Origin of the sequence: Nostoc sp. JL31 (assembly GCF_017114965.1) — a bacterium.
Classification (GTDB): Bacteria; Cyanobacteriota; Cyanobacteriia; order Cyanobacteriales; family Nostocaceae; genus Nostoc; species Nostoc punctiforme_A.
The window spans coordinates 1-17832 of the sequence record NZ_JABXKO010000111.1 but is presented as its reverse complement, the minus strand read 5'-3'; the positions used below and the strand labels follow the sequence as shown (position 1 = coordinate 17832).

The 17832-nt window shown below is 39.9% G+C and carries 21 protein-coding genes and 2 pseudogenes; 6 read left to right on the top strand and 17 right to left on the bottom strand.

Annotated elements, in window-relative coordinates:
- Positions 1-2 precede the first annotated feature (2 nt).
- The 4 genes and pseudogenes from HWQ43_RS28075 to HWQ43_RS28060 all read right to left on the bottom strand — a co-directional run bounded on the left by HWQ43_RS28075 (position 3) and on the right by HWQ43_RS28060 (position 4123).
- Positions 3-1289, bottom strand: a pseudogene (locus tag HWQ43_RS28075) (SagB/ThcOx family dehydrogenase).
- Complete coding sequence (locus HWQ43_RS28070) at positions 1252-1740, bottom strand: ankyrin repeat domain-containing protein (RefSeq protein WP_292739770.1); 489 nt, start codon at positions 1738-1740, stop codon at positions 1252-1254. The pseudogene HWQ43_RS28075 and the gene HWQ43_RS28070 overlap by 38 nt, the downstream one beginning before the upstream one ends.
- Before the next feature lie 326 nt (positions 1741-2066).
- A complete protein-coding gene (lysS, locus tag HWQ43_RS28065) occupies positions 2067-3206 on the bottom strand; it encodes a homocitrate synthase (protein WP_292739768.1) in 1140 nt (379 codons plus the stop codon).
- A gap of 35 nt (positions 3207-3241) precedes the next feature.
- Positions 3242-4123, bottom strand: a complete 882-nt coding sequence (locus HWQ43_RS28060; RefSeq protein WP_292739766.1) for an AAA family ATPase — start codon at positions 4121-4123, stop codon at positions 3242-3244.
- Between the two features lie 323 nt (positions 4124-4446).
- Here HWQ43_RS28060 and HWQ43_RS28055 point away from each other — a divergent pair, with 323 nt between their 5' ends.
- Complete coding sequence (locus HWQ43_RS28055; protein WP_292739764.1) at positions 4447-4656, top strand: molybdopterin-binding protein; 210 nt, start codon at positions 4447-4449, stop codon at positions 4654-4656.
- Between the two features lie 234 nt (positions 4657-4890).
- Here HWQ43_RS28055 and HWQ43_RS28050 read toward each other — a convergent pair whose 3' ends face one another.
- The 13 genes from HWQ43_RS28050 to HWQ43_RS27990 form a co-directional block, all read right to left on the bottom strand.
- A complete protein-coding gene (locus tag HWQ43_RS28050; RefSeq protein ID WP_292739762.1) occupies positions 4891-5109 on the bottom strand; it encodes a FeoA family protein in 219 nt (72 codons plus the stop codon).
- 145 nt (positions 5110-5254) lie between these two features.
- Positions 5255-5554 (bottom strand): 2Fe-2S iron-sulfur cluster-binding protein, encoded by a 300-nt coding sequence (locus HWQ43_RS28045; protein WP_185580871.1) that lies wholly within the window; start codon positions 5552-5554, stop codon positions 5255-5257.
- Between the two features lie 234 nt (positions 5555-5788).
- Positions 5789-6160, bottom strand: a complete 372-nt coding sequence (locus tag HWQ43_RS28040) for an iron-sulfur cluster assembly accessory protein (RefSeq protein ID WP_094327427.1) — start codon at positions 6158-6160, stop codon at positions 5789-5791.
- 125 nt (positions 6161-6285) lie between these two features.
- Entirely contained in the window at positions 6286-7089 is an 804-nt protein-coding gene (locus tag HWQ43_RS28035; RefSeq protein ID WP_292739757.1) for a HesA/MoeB/ThiF family protein, read from the bottom strand.
- Positions 7090-7099: 10 nt separating this feature from the next.
- A complete protein-coding gene (gene nifW / locus HWQ43_RS28030; RefSeq protein WP_193947837.1) occupies positions 7100-7417 on the bottom strand; it encodes a nitrogenase-stabilizing/protective protein NifW in 318 nt (105 codons plus the stop codon).
- Positions 7414-7614, bottom strand: a complete 201-nt coding sequence (locus tag HWQ43_RS28025) for a CCE_0567 family metalloprotein (RefSeq protein WP_292739755.1) — start codon at positions 7612-7614, stop codon at positions 7414-7416. The genes nifW and HWQ43_RS28025 overlap by 4 nt, the downstream gene beginning before the upstream one ends.
- A gap of 97 nt (positions 7615-7711) precedes the next feature.
- Positions 7712-8188, bottom strand: coding sequence for a NifX-associated nitrogen fixation protein (locus HWQ43_RS28020; RefSeq protein WP_292739753.1), 477 nt, complete (start codon positions 8186-8188; stop codon positions 7712-7714).
- Positions 8185-8598, bottom strand: coding sequence for a nitrogen fixation protein NifX (gene nifX / locus HWQ43_RS28015; RefSeq protein WP_292739751.1), 414 nt, complete (start codon positions 8596-8598; stop codon positions 8185-8187). Before nifX ends, HWQ43_RS28020 begins: the two co-directional genes overlap by 4 nt.
- A gap of 299 nt (positions 8599-8897) precedes the next feature.
- Entirely contained in the window at positions 8898-10235 is a 1338-nt protein-coding gene (nifN, locus tag HWQ43_RS28010; protein WP_292739749.1) for a nitrogenase iron-molybdenum cofactor biosynthesis protein NifN, read from the bottom strand.
- 154 nt (positions 10236-10389) lie between these two features.
- A complete protein-coding gene (nifE, locus tag HWQ43_RS28005) occupies positions 10390-11772 on the bottom strand; it encodes a nitrogenase iron-molybdenum cofactor biosynthesis protein NifE (RefSeq protein WP_292739747.1) in 1383 nt (460 codons plus the stop codon).
- 155 nt (positions 11773-11927) lie between these two features.
- The gene (locus HWQ43_RS28000; protein ID WP_292739745.1) at positions 11928-12275 is read right to left on the bottom strand and encodes a Mo-dependent nitrogenase C-terminal domain-containing protein; all 348 of its coding nucleotides are present in this window, start codon (positions 12273-12275) and stop codon (positions 11928-11930) included.
- Positions 12276-12433: 158 nt separating this feature from the next.
- On the bottom strand, positions 12434-13969 hold the full coding sequence (gene nifK, locus HWQ43_RS27995; protein ID WP_292739743.1) for a nitrogenase molybdenum-iron protein subunit beta: 1536 nt from the start codon (positions 13967-13969) through the stop codon (positions 12434-12436).
- Positions 13970-14174: 205 nt separating this feature from the next.
- On the bottom strand, positions 14175-14279 hold the full coding sequence (locus HWQ43_RS27990) for a nitrogenase molybdenum-iron protein subunit alpha (protein ID WP_084227069.1): 105 nt from the start codon (positions 14277-14279) through the stop codon (positions 14175-14177).
- 250 nt (positions 14280-14529) lie between these two features.
- Here HWQ43_RS27990 and HWQ43_RS27985 point away from each other — a divergent pair.
- The 5 genes and pseudogenes from HWQ43_RS27985 to HWQ43_RS27965 form a co-directional block, all read left to right on the top strand.
- Positions 14530-15873, top strand: a pseudogene (locus HWQ43_RS27985) (site-specific integrase); the annotation flags it as partial.
- 76 nt (positions 15874-15949) lie between these two features.
- Positions 15950-16234, top strand: a complete 285-nt coding sequence (locus HWQ43_RS27980) for a DUF433 domain-containing protein (protein WP_292739738.1) — start codon at positions 15950-15952, stop codon at positions 16232-16234.
- Positions 16231-16599, top strand: a complete 369-nt coding sequence (locus HWQ43_RS27975) for a DUF5615 family PIN-like protein (RefSeq protein ID WP_292739736.1) — start codon at positions 16231-16233, stop codon at positions 16597-16599. Before HWQ43_RS27980 ends, HWQ43_RS27975 begins: the two co-directional genes overlap by 4 nt.
- A 522-nt stretch (positions 16600-17121) precedes the next feature.
- The gene (locus HWQ43_RS27970) at positions 17122-17544 is read left to right on the top strand and encodes a hypothetical protein (protein ID WP_292739734.1); all 423 of its coding nucleotides are present in this window, start codon (positions 17122-17124) and stop codon (positions 17542-17544) included.
- A gap of 14 nt (positions 17545-17558) precedes the next feature.
- Positions 17559-17774 carry a hypothetical protein gene (locus tag HWQ43_RS27965; protein ID WP_292739733.1) on the top strand — a complete coding sequence of 72 codons (216 nt, stop codon included), beginning with the start codon at positions 17559-17561 and terminating at the stop codon, positions 17772-17774.
- Positions 17775-17832: the final 58 nt, after the last annotated feature.

Sequence of the window (17832 nt, the reverse complement as noted above, 5' to 3'; positions counted from 1 at the left end):
GCTTATATTCCAATCACCATTCCATAAAGTACATCTTTATTTGTTTCTAATAATTCTTGGGTTTCGTCATCATAATACGCAGCAATTCCACTACACTGAATTCCCAAATAATTACTAGTTAAATAAAGTCTCTGTCCCAGAAAAGCAGCTATTTGCATAGCAGTTTGATAATTTAAATAATCTGACACAAAAAATAAAGTTACAGCGCCATCTCTAGCAATAGCTTGATTAATACATAAGTAACCTGTCTTTTCACTAAAGTTACCCGCTTTAACCAGATACGTACCTTTATATAATCCAGGTGTCATTCCTTTTACTCGATGCGCCACTGAGTAAATTTATATTTCCTCATAGTTTTCTGTCGGTATTGACTGCTGAAGTTGTTGCACTACATATAAATAATCTTCTTGAGAAATAGCCTCTTTCCGGAAACGTCTAATAGAACGTCTATCCCGATCAAAATCAAATTGAGGATACTCTAATTTCTGCTGGCGACTCTTTTGTAGAGTAGTTGCTTGATAAGCATCTTCAATAAATTGATTCGATTCAAAATAATCAGTACCAGAGACAAAAGGAACTTTCAGCCTTAAGCGTCTGATTTTCTTGTCTTGTATTTCTCCTGACACCGCACAAGCAGTAATAAACTCTTTATTCTCAAATCCCAAATCTGAATTGAGAGCAAGTTTATCAAAGTCGAAAATTAGTTGTATATCTCGGTTGTAGAGATAAGCTGAAGCTGCGAGAGGCTCCGCCACGCCAGAGGCGAACGCACCTAAATGGTGTCCGCTATCTAAGAAGCAATATCTTATGCTTCTGTTTTGATATTTCCAGCTAGACCTATAATAAACACAACTAATTAAAAAGATGAATCCGTTGATACATTTACCAGGTATAATATAATTCTCTAACCCATCATCAATTAATTCATAGATGAGAGTTAGACAATTATTCTCAACTTCTAAATGGTATATACCATTTATCATTCCCTCAATCCCGCGAACCTGTACGTAAACTTCCGTAGGATACAGAGCGCCTGCTGATGGATTCACCCGCAGTTTATAAGGGCCATCTTTATATACTTTTTCCAGTGTTATTGCACTGGTTAATGAGATAAAAGAGTGAACAGGATTATTGAGATTTAATTTCACTCTCCGATAAAACTTGGGATAAACTTTAAATGCAGATGGCTGGGTTGAGGCATCTACATAATTTGGATCGAGTTGTACCGATAAGTAAGAATGCTTGGTAGCGTCATGATAAGCTTTGCCCGATATCTGACTTGATGGCATTTTTAATTATCCTTAAGACTTCTACATTGCTAGCAAAATCTATCGCTTTATAATCGTCTAAGTTTTTTAAATATAAATTAGGCTGATGTTGTAAAAGTAACTTAACTACTTCTGTCTTTCCGGCTGATGCTGCATACATTAAAACAGTTGCACCATTATCATTTTGATTGTCAATGTTAATGTTGACAGACAACAGTAAATTAATTAAATCGTAGTGATTACCAAAACAAGCAAACCACAAAGCATTGTTGCGATCGCTATTTCGAGCATTGATATCCGCACCAGCATCAATTAGTTCTTTGACGACTGTATAAACTCCTTCTCTTGTCGCTTTCATTAAAGCTGTATCACCATTTTCACCTGTCTGATTTAAATCACCAGGATTATAGCCTTTTGCTATTAGCCATTGAGTTGTTGCTTCACTCAAAATTTGACTGTTGATTCGATTCATCACTACTCCTTAGTTAATTTTTTACTAATATAAATTTGCTTGGCAAATAGAATGGTGAGCAATACTCACCATTTTTGCAAAAATGTTATTTAAATCCTTTTAACTTACATATATGCTATCAACTTTATAAGTTTAAATTATGAATGATTTATAAAGAACAGCAAATATTCTTCTTAAAAAAGCTTGAAAAATAATGGAAAAGCAGTAATTTTTACAGTTTTCTTCCATAAGATACATTAATAGCAGATATAGATGGATTTAGATCCCCGACTTCTTCAAGAAGTCGGGGATCTGCACTTGGACAGTAAGTGTGTATATTTTCAAATTTACTGACAATGATAAGAATATAAAATATTATCTACATCTTCGATGGTAAGACTTTGGTTATCAGCTAAAGCTTTCAATCTATGGGTAATATCTTTAAGCTGCGATAAATTAAAGGAAAGTCCTAATTCATTAGCTCGGTGATTAACCGCCTGTTTTCCAGCCAATTTATGATTGATTAAAATTGAGCGCGTTACACCAAAACTCCGGGGATTAATAGCCTCATAAGTCTCCGAGTTATTGAGCATAGCTTTAGTATGAATGCCAGCTTTATGACTAAAAGCACTTTCACCAAAAACACAGTGGTTAAAAGGAATAGAAACTCCAACTTTTCTCGCAACTAATTCATGTAAGTAACCAAGTTCTTCCAAGCGATATTTAGACTTAATCTGCTCTGGATTTGTAGCATATAATCTCGCAATAAATCCAGCTAGTGAGGTAATACCATTGCGTTCACCAATACCCAGAACACAAGTATCAATATGAGTTGCTCCCGCTTCCAGTGCTGTATAACTGTTAGCATTTGCACATTCTGTATCATTATGACCATGAAACTCAATATCTAAATTAGTGAATTGGCGCAAAGTCTTCACTAATTCAAATACTTGCATTGGCGTAATAATTCCTACTGTATCGGCAATTCCTATGCGTTTGACAACTCCTAACTTTTCAATCTCCGAATAAATTGTAATTAAATCTTCTATGGAAGTGCGTGACGAATCCTCAGCCGAAAACCGTAACTCAATATCGGGGGCTTGTTGATGAATAAAAGTTAAAACTTCAGATGCTAAATCAATAATTTGATTAATATTTTTACCATGACTGAACTGACGCATCAAAGAAGAACTACCAATAGTTAAATTAATCCCAGCGACGCCTGTGGCTAAAGCGACTTTAGCATCTTCTAAGTGACAGCGAATGTGAGTTAATATTTTTGATGGCAAGCCTAACCTAGCTAATCGTTCACAGTCTTGTCTAGATTGAGGTGAAGCGATTGGTGACGTTAACTCTATATATTCCACTCCAAATGCAGCAAGGGCCTCAGCGATTTCGACTTTATCATCTGAAGAAAAATTGGCCTTGACGAATTGTTCGCCTTCACGGAGAGTACTTTCTACAATTGCAAATTCAGATAGCGACATTGAGCAACCCTTGTGCTAACCCTTACTAGTTATATTTACTTATTAGTTTTTATATTAACAGATTTGTATAATCGAGAAATAATTGCTTTGGCTGATTCTTGGGGACTGGTTATAGTATCAATTATAAGAGAGCGATCGCTTGTATCCATCGCTTCTAAAACCTGTTTCGTAGGAACCGAATCATAGTTCTGACTCTCTTCGACAAATATTTTTAGTTTGTCCCGCAATTCTACACCTGTAACAACTTGTTTTTTTACAAGTTCTAAGATTTCTTGTTCTTCTTTAGCAGTAAAATAAGCAGAAGCCTCTGGTACGCCCAAGCTAGCAAAGTTTGTCAGTGCTTCTGGGACAGTTTGCCTATTATCATCTAACTCTTGACTAGCAATCCAATCAAAAGAATCATGACGTTTCAAAAGTCTCTCTAAACGCACTGTATTTGGTGCAGTCAACATTACAAATTTAGCATTTTTTAAAGCTCTAGCTGCATAGCGAACCTCATTTTCACCACGCAAACTATCGAAAACTAACATAGAGTTGACTTCTTGTGGATTAAGGTGTAGCGAAGCTAAAATATGACCCATTCCACCAGGAAAGTATTCTCGATAAAGGCGAGTATAAGTTAGGCGTTTAATCCGGCAATGAGGTTGCACGAGTTTCTCTTGTATTTTTAACATTGGCGCAATTATTATGCGTTCGGTTAAAATACGACGATTAGGTAAAAGTGTGAAATCCAAGCCTTCTTCAACCAACGCTTTTGTGATTGTGCTTTTTCCCACGCCAGTCATACCTACTATAATTAGCAAGGGAAAACTTGTTATTGGCAACCAGTCTTTAGGAACAGGAAATCCTACACCTACAACGGGACTTAATTGTTCAAAAAATAGATTTGGCCTTGTTGTATTAACTCGATCGTACACAATATGAACCTCTTTTATTTTAGTTATTATAAATACGTAAATATGTTATAATCTCAGTATTTACACATAAGCAAATAGCTTATTAAATATTAAATTGATGATAATATCCATCAATAGTTAGTTGTCTTATATTGTTTTATATTACTTTTTGCAGAAAATGACCGCCCCACCCATTTTTGTAATGCTCTTAAAGCAGATGTAACACTGTTAAGTAAATGAGGATTATTTCACAATTATTAAGATATCTTAAAAAAAGGTGTTTTTAAAATCAAAAGTTGCTAACTTACTAAAGTATAAATAGTTCAAATTAGCGAAGTAAAAACATGGAAATTAGCGCTCGTAATTCTCTTAAAGGTACTGTCAAAAAAGTTGTACATGGTTCAGTTAATACTGAAATAACTTTAGAACTAGCGCCAGGAGTAGAGCTAGTGTCAATCATCACAAAATCATCAGCAGAAAAGCTATCACTTGCAGAAGGTAAGCAGGCTTATGCTGTGATTAAATCATCAGATGTGATAGTGGCTATTGATTAAAAAATAGAGTTGGCTTCTTTTGCAAGCCACTCTATTGTTCATATCAAATTGCACTTATATAATTTAGTGACTAACTCCTATAAGTAGTTATAAAAAGAGTGCAGTAGCTTAATGCAGCGTAATTATAGCAATCATATTAGATTTTTACAAATTGAAAATCATAGATACCCGACTTATTTAAAAATTCGGATATTTTATTTTTCAGAAATAATTAGGTAAGGCTATACATCAAGATTAATTAATGGAACTATCAGTAATGCGAACATAAATAGTTCGGGCACTTTCTAAGTCTAGGAAAAAATCTATGTTTTCAATATTGATAATTATAGAGGGAACGCGTTGTTTTAAAGTGATATGAGTTCCTGTTACTATTCCCATTGATATAAGCTTTTCCAAAATGATTTTATCCTGGCTTTTACAGAAAGCTACGATTCCTCGCTCTCCCGTTCTCAATAATTATAATGAACAGCCAGTAACACTAAAGTTTGTAAACATTTTAATTATAAATTAGAAATTGTGAAAGGAAGAAGGAAGTATATTTTCATCCTTCATCCTTCATTTTTTCTTTGGTTACTTAAGGCAGCAACCAAAGTCTAGTTTAGACTAGATATGCTTCTTGATGTGTCTTAATTGTGCAATTAGAACGAGGATAAGTTACACAAAGTAGAGCATATCCTTTAGAAACCTGATCGTCATCCAGGAAGTTTTGATCTTCTTGATTAACTTCACCTTCAACAACCTTACCTACACAGCTAGAGCAAGATCCTGCATGACATGAAAAGGGCAACTCAATCCCATTTTCTTCTGCTGCTTCTAAGATGGTGGTATCTTCTTCAACTTCAATTGTGGTGTCGAGGTCTTCTTTTTTGTTGATTAATCTAACTTGGTAGGAAGCCATTTTCCGATTCTCCTCAAACGTTATACAGTTGGTGTAATTTCTGAAGTTTTTGAGCAACCTATCCTACTTTTTGCTTCCCTTCTTCTTACAGAGATGCTAAGTTTAGTCAGCTTCTCTATAGGGGTAAGGGATGCAAAGCGAACTAGAACCTACCTCAAGAGCATTGAAACTCTGCGGAGTGTGTCTATGGGAAATCTCTACAATTGACTTAGCACTAACGAAATGATGTTAGCTTTAGCTGCAAGGTACACCAGTAGGCGTACCGTCGTCTGTTTTAAAGGACTTTCCACAACCGCAGGTATCAGTTGCATTGGGGTTGATAAATTTAAAACCGCTTTCCATCACACCTTCAACGAAGTCAACGATAACTCCGTCTAATAACGGCGCACTTTTGGCATCAACGTAAACCAGTACTTTGCCTTGCTGACTTACTAAATCATCTGGTTGGGGTTTGCTGGTGATATCGATCGCATATTCATAGCCACTGCAACCACCATCTTTTACCGAGATGCGGACACCTTTAGTTGCGCCATTAGCATCGGGTGCGGAACCTTTGAGGAATGCCCGCAGATGAAATTCTGCTTTTTCTGATAAAATAACAGCCATTAAGTCTCCTGATTTGTAGCGATTAGTTGTTCTGATTTCAGGTGGGGTTGTCATTTGTCCTTTGTCTTTTGTCAGTTGTTTTTTGTTATTCACTAATGACCAATGACTAATGACCAATGACAAAATTAAGTATTTTGTGCAATACCTGTGGGTTCCATCGAATTGGATTGCGCGTGTCTCCAAGGCGCACTATTGCCGCATACTGGACAAGAGCGATCGCGGTGAGAACGGCGTTTAGCAAATTCCATCCGATTTAAGTCGATTGTCAGCAATTGCGACAATAGAGGCTGACTAAACCCGGTGATCAGCTTGATAGCTTCCAAAGCTGTTAAACAAGCTAGTGTCCCAGAAACAGCGCCTAGAACTGAAAAGCCGCGCTGATCCCACTCAGGCTTTTCTGGAAACAGACAAGATAAACAAGGAGTCACACCAGGAATAATCGTCGTCAGGTAAGCCTCCATCCCATTCATTGCGGCTTCCACCATTGGCTTACGCGATCGCACACAGGCTTCATTTAACAAATTGCGCTCTGTAAAGTTGTGGGCGCAATCAAGAGCCATATCAGCCGACTGCACTAACGAATCTACATTTTCCGGGGTGATGTAATCATGAACAGCTTCCACTTGGACATCAGGATTAATCGCATCCAGAGTTTCTTTAGCTTTGAATACCCTTGGCTTACCTACCCAATCATCAGTCATGAGAACCTGACGATTCATATCATCTAGCCGTAAGTCACCACCCCGGACTAGGATTAGCCGCCCAACGCCTGCTACTGCTAAGTAAAGCGCCGCCGTACCGCCTAATCCTCCCACACCTGTAACCAAAACTGTCGCTGACTTCAGGCGTTTCTGTGCTGTTTCGCCAAAATTCGGAAGCATCATTTGGCGACGATAGCGTTCTAATTCGGTAGGCGTCAGGTTAACCAATTTATACCTCCTAATCAGAAGTGATTTCTGTCAGTGTGACTACATTTTTCGGCTTGTCGTTAAACACTTTGAACAGCTTTTGTTCGTAAGCTGTCGATTCGGTAAATAACTGATAAGCTTTTTGCAAAGCCAAAGAATATTGATTTAATTTCTCTTCTTGACTCAAGTCAGGAGAATTATCATCAATTTCCTGCATGTGTTGAGAAAACTTTTTCAGAATATGTAGACGATGCACATTCACAACTTCTAAGTCGTAGGACATATTAAAGAATTGAAAAAATTCTTCTGCATCTACGAGCTTCTTGAATTCATCAATAGTTCCAGTCATTTAGCATTCTCCAATTGTTTCAGATGTTGCTTAAGTTCATCTAACTGGCGATAGATTTCATAAGTTGCAGCGGCAACATCCATAAGTTGTGTATAATCTGTTGGCAGACCTTCAGCTAAATCATGCAGATCCATTTTCATTTGACCTGCTTTGCTGTTGAGGCGTCTGATTTTTGCTTGTAGTTCCTCAATTGTCATTTGTCCTTCGTCCTTTGTCCTACCCTGCGGGAAGCCGCTGGCGCGTCTATGTCATTAGTCATTTGTCTTTTACTAATGACCAATGACTAATGACTAATTAAATTTTGCCAACTTCAGGAAAGCGCTTCGCCAAATCAAGGCCTTTTTTGACGTAGTTTTCTCCCTCTTCTGCTAATTTCTCTAGCGAGTCAAAGCCAAAACGATGAGCATCTCGCAGGGTTTTCACAGTTAGCAAAAGACGACCAGAAAAAACTAGCGCCCAGCCAAATCCTTCATGACTCAAATCAACTACAACCTGGGATATCAAACCTGTTTCTTGTTCAATCCCAGCCGCTACAGCTCGAAAAAATGCCATAATCCGAGCTTGAGTTACCGCATCAACTTCGCCCTCAACGGAAATTTCCCGTTTCTTGTGTTTGGTGACAATAAAGGGTTTGAGAATCAACTCATCCGACCAAGTACGATAAACTCCATAGCTGTCTTGACCACGGATTTGTTTAATTAATACCTTAAGAAAAGGTGAGTTCAAGACTTCAGTTGTAGCGGTTCCGTTAACACTATTATTTGCGGTCATACTGTTGCTTCGTCTTCAATTTCATCGGCAAAGTTTGTGGTTTTGGGCTGTAAAGCTTTACGCAACCAAGGTGGAGGATTACCTTTGAGGGTTTTCACTAGCTTGTTTAGCACTTCACTAATTTCTTCTTCTTCCGATCGCGCCTTCACTGGGGTGACACCTTTCTTGATTAACTTAGCGGCGGCGCTACCACCAATTGCTGTTACGTAAACAATCGTACAGTCAACGATCGCGTCAAGTTTTGGGGTGATTTTGTCTTCATTACCATCTTCTTTGAGTTCGCCTTCAAAGGTGAGGGTTTCTACGAAGTGATATCCCTCATCGGTAATTTCGTAAACGTCAATCATTTTTGCCCATCCGAAGTGAGCATTAATATGAACTCGGTCACTCGTCGTGAAGGCTATTTTCATTGTAATTCTCCTCTCTAAAGTTTTGAATTTTGAAGCAATACGGTTCAGTTAGTAATATTTAGCCTCGGAAGCTCACCGTTAAAAAGCTACGATACACAAGTCTGAAATAGCTGATTAACCAAGCTTTTACCCCACCCTAACCCTCCCCTTATAAAGGGGAGGGAACTAGATTTGATTTATTTCCCCCCTTTATAAGGGGGGATTAAGGGGGGTAATTCGACTTGTGTATACACGCCTTAAAAAAGAGGGTTAGGGAGGATCAATTCTTAACTGAACTGTTTTGAATTTCAAGTGTGAATTCAAAACTCTGCGCTCACAATTCCGAACTCTTGGAACTGTTTAACTCTCGCTTCTTCTGCCTCTAAAAACAGGTTGCCGATACCAAATAAAAGCTCCATCGTGCCTCGATAGCCAACTTTGGTAAATTGACCATTACCTAAGCGGTCATAAATGGGCAATCCTAGACGATAAAGAGGAATTGAGAGGCGTTTTGCGATCGCACCAACATTTGAGTTACCAATCAGCAAATCAGAACCGCCCGCTAGACTCTCAAAGTCTTCTAAATCGCCGATGGTGATACTTTTTACCGGGAGTTGTTCTAGTAAGTGCGATCGCGTGGTTGTCACCACAGCATGAATCTGCGCTCCCATCGATTGCAGAAAATGCACTGTTGACCACAACAAGTCTGGTTCCAGCGCGAGGGAAACTCGTTTTGCACCGAAGTAAAAGTGGGTGTCCAGCATCGCATCTTGCAACTGACGACGTTGGCGGCGGTATTTTTCGGGTACGCTATTACCGCTCAGAATCGCCAATGCTTGGATAAATTCATCTACTGGTTCTAATCCCGTCAGTTCGCCAAACACCTCATAAGGTGTGCCAAAGCGTTCTTCCAGAATCTTGGCAGCACCACGCATACTTTCACCCAATGCTAGGGTAAAGGCAGAACTACCTACTTCTCGTAGCTGTTTTAAGGTAGTTCCACTGACTGTAACCGCACTATAATTATCCTCTAAATGTCCATCTAGAGAAGCACCAAGGTCAGGTACAAAGATCGGCACTAATCCAAAGGAGGTCACTATCTCTTTAATTTCCTGTACATCCCCAGGTGTGAAAGCAGAACCCGCCAAAATCGTGACTTGTTCAGTTCTGAGTCCACCTACGCGAGGAATTTCCTTAACTATGCTCTCCACAGCGACAGCAAAACCATCTTGCAACGCACCTTTAAAATCTGGGGTCGGTGCAAAAACGATCGCCAAATCATTCAATTCTGGATGGCGATCGCGGATTTCTTTCAGAAAACCCTCAATGTCATCGCCTCTAGTTTCAGTCAACCCAGTACTACATAAACCAATAATTTCTGGGTTAGCCTTTTCTACCAGAGTCAGAATTGCTTGCTCCACATTCTCTTCACCACCCAAAATGGTCGTGACTTCTGTCATCGCTGTGGTAGCTAAAGGAATCGCTTCCCGGAAATGCCGCACAAGGACAACTTTAGCGAAAGCAGTACAACCTTGAGAACCGTGGAATAAGGGCATCGTCCCTTTCAATCCCAGAAAGGCTAAGGTTGCGCCCAAAGCTTGACTTTGCTTGAGGGGATTAACTGTCAGTGATTTATTGGAAACAGTAACGATCGCCATTAAACTACCTCCTCCAGGGCGGACTTTCTCGTTCCCTGGCTCCGCCGGGGAATGCTGACAATGAGGCTCTGCCTCATCTGCTCTACAAAGAAGGGCAGCAGCCCTTCAGGAATGCGTTCCCAGCCGGAGTCTGGGAACGATGGTACAGCCGCCATTAAACTTCCTCCTCTTCTTCCCAAGGAGCGGGTTTGCGTATTTGTTCCCAAATCGGGCTATACAAAGCTTCGTACAGTTCCCGCGCCATCTCAATCATTCCCACATAACCTGCATAAGGATGATGGCGTTCTTGGTTGATATCAAGGAAAGGAATTCGAGCTTTCAGAGCAGTATATTGGTTACGTCCACCAGCAATCAGCATATCTGCGCGAGTGTCTTTAACCAGTTGTAGCAATTCCTGAGCGTTGCCTTTCTCTAGCATGATGCCATCGTTGCCAATCAACTTCTTAATTTTGGCTTTATCTTCTTCAGTACTTTTCCGAGTACTGGTAGCAACAACTTCAATGCCTAAGTCTCTAGCAGCCGAGATAATCGACCAACTCTTGACACCACCTGTATACAACACAACTCGCTTACCTTTGAGTCGAGCGCGATAGGGAGCTAATGCCAAATCTAAAGCAGCCGTTTCTTCTGCAATTAGCTTTTCTGTCCGCTCCTGTAAATCAGCGTCGCCTAATTTAGCAGCAATGTTTCGCAGACAGCGATTCATATCATCGATGCCGTAGAAAGACTCTTCAATGTAGGGGATGTTGTAACGCTCCTCCATCTTTCTTGCCATATTCAGCAACGCTCGTGAGCAGATCATGACGTTGAGCTTGGCGCGGTGGGCGTAGCGAATTTCATCGTAGCGAGCATCGCCCGTAATTTTAGACAAAATACGGATGCCTAATTTTTCTAACAGTGGTGTTACTCCCCACATTTCACCGGCTATATTGTATTCACCGATTAAGTTAATATCATAAGGCGTTGTATGTTCCGGTTCTGCTGTGCCGACAACATATTCTAATAAAGCTTCACCGCCAAAACGGTTGCCGAGATTTTTACTGCCAATGAATCCTGGGGCAATGACGGGAACAACAGGAATACCAATTTTCTCAGCCGCCGCTTTGCAGACAGCATCCATATCATCGCCAATTAAGGCTGTAACGCAAGTGGCATAGACAAATACTGCTGCTGGTTGGTAGCGCTCTTTGAGTTCCAGAATTGCTTTGTAGAGTTTCTTTTCGCCACCGAAGATGACATCATTTTCACCCAAGTCAGTAGTAAAGCCCATTTTGTAGAGTTGCGGGCCAGACGACAGACTACCACGACTGCCCCAGGAATTACCAGCACAGGCGATCGGCCCGTGGACTAAATGAGCAGCATCTGCGATCGGCACTAGAGCAATCATTGCACCATCAAAAGCGCAGCCCCCTTGAGCCGCGCCAGGTTGTGCCTGTTGGGCGCAAGACTTGTTTTTCTTTTCCGCTTGTTTGTGCTGATTATGTTCGCATCCTGTCTCAGTCAGCAGCTCGTTGATTTTGCCTTGGGTGCTTTTCATCTCTCTTCTCTTAATTGTTAATTGTCCTTTGTCATTTGTCATTTGAATTGACTATTGTACAGACGCGTAGACGCTCGAAGAGCGGCTTCTCGCAGAGTATAATCGCGTCTTTACCAATGACTAATGACTAATGACTAATGACCAATGACCAATGACTAACAAATGTATCTTGTGACATCCTCTCCACATACATCAGCGAGGTAAGATAGAGCGCGGAAACGCAATCCTACAAATTCGTCATATAAAGGATTGAGTTTACATAGTGGTGGAATATCAATAGACTTCCCAAATAATTTAATTTGTCGCTCAAAGGGACAACAACAAGGAATTGTTTGGCAAATTAGATGAGCGAAGCGATTATTTTTAACCTGAATTCCATCCACTACACGGCGCAACGGATTAAGAAGATTGTGGAACCACCCTCGTTTTTTCTGGTTAGGTGGATGGTAATTAGGATGAGGATGAGTGTGAGTGTGTTCGTGAGTGTGATTGATGGTTTCCATTTATCAATTCCTTGGGTAAATGCTATCAAGAAAAAGGGGAGTTGGGGATGGGAATTGGACATTGGGCATTGGATTTGGATATTTCCCTATTCCCTATTCCCTATTCCCTACTCCCCTTCTTTACCCTTTAATTAACACGTTGTGTTTCTACGCAATTTCTAACGAATCAAGTCGTAGGAAATATCTGTCTTAGAAGGAATGTTGGTGTTGCGATCGATTTCTTCAAACAGGGTGTTTACAGTCCAGTTGAGGAGGTTGATTATACCTTGATAACCAATGGTGGCGTAGCGGTGTAAGTGGTGGCGATCCATGATGGGGTAGCCGATTCTCACGAGGGGAATCTTGGTGTCGCGCCACAGGTACTTACCGTAGGTGTTACCAACTAAGAAGTCTACTGGTTCGGTGAACAACAATGAACGCATGTGCCACAAGTCTTTACCAGGCCAAACAGTTGCATGTTGACCAAAGGGGCTAGAAGCAAGCAATTCTTTGATTTCTGCTTCAAATACTTCGTTGCTGTTGTGAACCAAGACATGCACAGGTTCAGCACCCATTTCTAGCATAAAGCCAACTACGCTGTATACTAAATCTGGTTCGCCGTAGATAGCGAAGCGCTTGCCGTGAATCCATGAGTGGGAGTCAGTCATGGCATCAACTGCACGACCGCGTTCGATTTCCAATTCTTCAGGAATGGGGATACCACTCAATTCGCTGAGTTTCATCAAGAACTCATCAGTACCCTTAATGCCCCAAGGACGGGAAACTGAGGTTGGTTGCTTCCATTCTTTTTCGATGTACTCGCGGGTTTTGAGTGTAGAGTGTGCTTGCAGAGCGATCGTTGCTTTCGCATTGATTGAATCTTCTGCATCTTCTAGCTTTGTACCACCTGGGTACATATCGAACTCACCTGTGTTGGGTGAATCGAGGTAGTCGCTGTTGTCGGCTAGAATTGTGTAGTCAAAGCCGAACAAAGAAGCAATCCGCTTGATTTCGCGGTTGTTGCCTACGTAGGTGTCAAAACCTGGGATGAAGTTGATTTTACCATTGCTGGTTTCTTTCTTATGACCTGCGGTCAAGTTAGAAAGAATTCCCTTCATCATGTTGTCGTAACCAGTGATGTGGGAACCGACAAAGCTAGGGGTGTGAGCGTAAGGTACTGGGAAATCTTGAGGAACTGAACCAGCTTCCTTGGCGTTGTTGATGAAAGACTGCAAGTCATCACCAATTACTTCTGCCATACAGGTGGTGCAGACAGCGATCATCTTGGGCTTGTAGAGTTGGTAAGAGTTCGCCAAGCCGTCAATCATGTTTTGCAGACCACCAAACACGGCTGCATCTTCAGTCATTGAAGAAGATACACCAGAGAATGGTTCTTTGTAGTGACGGGTTAAGTGGGTGCGGAAGTAAGCAACGCAACCTTGAGAACCTTGAACGAAAGGTAGAGTACCTTCAAAACCAACAGCAGCAAAGATTGCTCCCAATGGTTGACAACCTTTAGCAGGGTTAACGGTTAAAGCTTCACGAGCGAAGTTCTTTTCACGATAATCCCAACCCTTTGTCCACTCTGCAACCCGTGTTACTTCTTCGGGTTCGTGACCATTTTCAAACTGCTTTTTGTTTTCAAATAGCTGTTGGTACTCAGGCTGGTGGAATAACTCAACGTGGTCTTGAATTTTTTCTGGATTCTGAGGCATTTCTGGATCTCCAAGCTTACTGAATTCTTTACTGATTGAGGAATAAGGATTTGAGGCGGGGATGGGAGATGGGAATATGATTCAAAATTCAAAATGCAAAAATCAAAAGAAATTTTTAATTTTTCAGTTTTGAATTTTGGATTCCCAACTCCCCCCTGGGGTTTTAGCCCCAGGTTATCCTTACTTATCGCTCTCTCCCATTTCCCTAGACGGCAGCCTTAGCCTTAGCTTCAGCCTTCTTAGCCTGAGCTTTTTCATTCCAAGGAGCGCCAATTAATGACCAGGTTGGGCTGTTGAGTGCCAAGTCCATATCACGAGCGAAGATGGCGAAGCCGTCATAACCGTGATAAGGGCCGGAGTAATCCTTTTTGTGGTTTAATTTTTTTCAACTATTTAATGTTTGCAGTAAGCAATGTCTCTGCTAAACATTGTTTTCTAAGAACACATTTATTTTTAGCCTAAATATAGGCTAAAAACACAGCATAATCAGGTTCAGGACTCACGCATCATTTAAATGTTGTCCTGAGCCAGGGCAATTAAAAAATCGCCCATTTTTTTGCTCATCTCTGCAAGCACAGCAGCAAAAAGAACACATGAGAACGAATGTACTACTAGGATTAGAGAAAGTTAATCTGCGTTTGAAGTCTGCAAAAGCAAAGGTGACAATTAGAGAATCGAATGGAAGTCTGCAATTACGGGCGACGTTACCAATTAAACCGGGAGACAAAGATAGCAACGGTACTGGGAGAAAGCAATACAATCTCAGTTTGAATATTCCCGCTAACTTGGATGGACTCAAGACGGCTGAGGAAGAAGCTTATGAATTAGGAAAGTTAATTGCTCGTAAAACTTTTGAATGGAATGATAAATATTTGGGAAATGAGGCAATTAGAAAAGATTTTCAATCTATAGGAGAATTACTTGAAAAATTTGAAGAAGAGTATTTTAAAACTCACAAACGCACAACTAAAAGCGAACATACTTTTTTTTATTACTTTTCCCGTACCAAGAGATTTACCAATCCTCAAGATTTGGCAACTGCTGAAAATCTGATAAGTTCAATTGAACAAATCGATAAGGAATGGGCTAAATATAATGCAGCTAGAGCGATCGCAGCATTTTGTGTGACATTCAATATCGAAATTGATTTATCGAAATATTCCAAAATGCCGGAGAGTAATTCTCGGAATATACCGACCGATGCAGAAATATCTGAGGGAATTATTAAGTTTGAAGATTACCAAAATAATAGAGGTAATCAAGTTAATCAAAATGTTCAAGATAGCTGGCAAATTTGGCGCTGGACGTATGGAATGTTAGCAGTTTTTGGTTTACGTCCACGGGAACTTTTTATTAATCCTGATATTGATTGGTGGTTGAGTCAAGAAAATTTAGATTTGACATGGAAAGTTCATAAAGATTCTAAGACTGGTGAGAGACAAGCATTACCATTACATCGGCAATGGATTGAGGATTTTGATTTGAGAAATCCGAAATATTTAGAGATGTTGAGAAGTGCGATCGCTAAAAAAGATAACACAAATCATGCTGAGATAACGGCGTTAACACAGCGAGTTAGTTGGTGGTTTCGCAAGATAGGATTAGATTTTAAACCCTATGATTTACGTCACGCTTGGGCAATTCGGGCGCATATTTTGGGAATACCAATTAAAGCGGCGGCGGATAATTTGGGGCATAGTGTGCAGGTTCATACCCAAACTTATCAGCGTTGGTTTTCGCTAGATATGCGGAAATTGGCGATTAATCAGGCGTTGAGTAAGAGGAATGAAGTTGAGTTGATTAGAGAGGAGAATGCAAAGTTGAGGATGGAGAATGATAAGTTGAGATTGGAGGTTGAAAAGTTGAGAATGGAAATGGTTTATAAGCAAAGCCAAATTTACTGATAAATCATACCAATTTTAGATAATTTGCTATGATTTATGGGTGAAAAATCATCCAAATAAACCCATTAAGATATTTATGTCGGCTACTGACATTGGAACACTGATTGTTAAGTCACCTGAAACTTTAGGGGGTCGTCCCCGCATTGCTGGTACTAGAGTTTCTGTTCAACGCATTACAGCTTGGTATAAACTTGGGCTGAATGCAGAAGAAATTGCTGAACGCATGGGAAACGTAAATCTTACACAAGTCTATGCTGCTCTAACTTATTATCACGCTAATCGAGAAGAAATTGAGATGTATATTTCTGCTGAAAGAGCAGATTACAAGCGATTAGCTACAGAAATGGGACAAGCAATATGAGTCAAATTCGATTATTTATTGATGAAGACTCAATGGATCAGCGATTTATCAAAGCATTGAGAGCGAGGGGGGTAGATGTTACAAGTGTTGGTGAGGTTGAAACGATCAGCTCTAGCGATAAGGAACAACTGACTTTAGCTACTGAACTGCAAAGAGTTTTATACACATTCAATGTTGGTGATTTTTGCCAGTTGCACAGTATATACATACAAGATAAGCGTAGTCATGCAGGGATTATAATTTCATCGCAGGATTACTCGATTGGTGAACAAATGCGAAGAGTACTCAAGCTGATAGCAGCCAAGTCAGCCGAAGAGATGATAAATCAATTGGTATTTCTCAGTACTTATCCTGGAGAAATATAAATATAGTAGTACTATCGCTAGTGTAGAAATTATCGCAGCAATTACCAGGCGATCGCGCAGTGGAAGTATTAGCATTACAGATGCGACAATAACACGCAATCAGTTCAAAATTGATTTACAGAAAGACTATCAAATTGTTGAAATCACAGAAAATATCATTAATTCTGGAATGGTATTATCTGAAACTTATGGTTTAAGAGGTTATGATGCTATCCAACTAGCAGTAGGTCATGTAGTCAACACCATTATCCATTGCTAATGGATTACCTCCTATTACCTTTGTGTCCGCAGATAATGAGTTGAATGCAGCAGTTGTAAGTGAGGGATTAATGATTGAAAACCCTAATAGTCACCCATAATGCAGACTCACTTATAATATTTACTACTGAGGATGTAGTGCATTGCACTGCGCTACAATGCACCCTACTAGCTAAGTGCATTTGACTAGGTTTGATATAATTACTGATGCCAGTCAGCTATCTTAAGTTTAAGCTTTAATAAATTCCAACAAAATTATAAACTATGCAAGAAGATGATTTAGAAGAATTACGTAAAGGATTTCTTGAAGCTATTGCTGCTCATAAGTTCATAGAATTAAAGCTTGGCAGCAACCGAAGTAATGAAATTAATAAGCTGAAACAACAGTGGAGAAGAATCAAACAAATCTTTACTTATATTCCAGATTTGGATATGGAACCAAATCCCATTAGCTCTAAATACCAAGATGTTGAGTTGCAATTACTCAAACTTCAAAGGGAATTAGAATCTACCACAACCCAACTTCTGGAGCAGCAGAAAATAACCAACAATCTTATTAAGCAAAATGCTATGGCTTTAAAACAAATTAAAGAATTAAGTAATTTTGTTAATATACCTTCTAATTTAGAGCAGATAGATTATTCAGATTTAGACATTTTAAAAAACCTGATTAATGAATTATATTGATTTTCAATACAAAGATGAGTGATGATGAACTGATCAAAGCACTGGAGGCTGCGAATGGTGGAAGAGAGGCTTCACCATTTGGCTCACTTGAATTTAAAATTCTAGGATCTCCGGTGTCTATTCAAGCAAAAAAAGCGGCAAGGGACGAGTACGTTACTCGCATAAAGTCTTCATTTGGAAAAATTGATTACTTCTTGATTGGTGATATTCATTTGAACCTATCCCACTAATACCGAAATATGGTAATCTACTTCTCGTATGAGAGGGGTGTATCTGTGTATGGCTGGG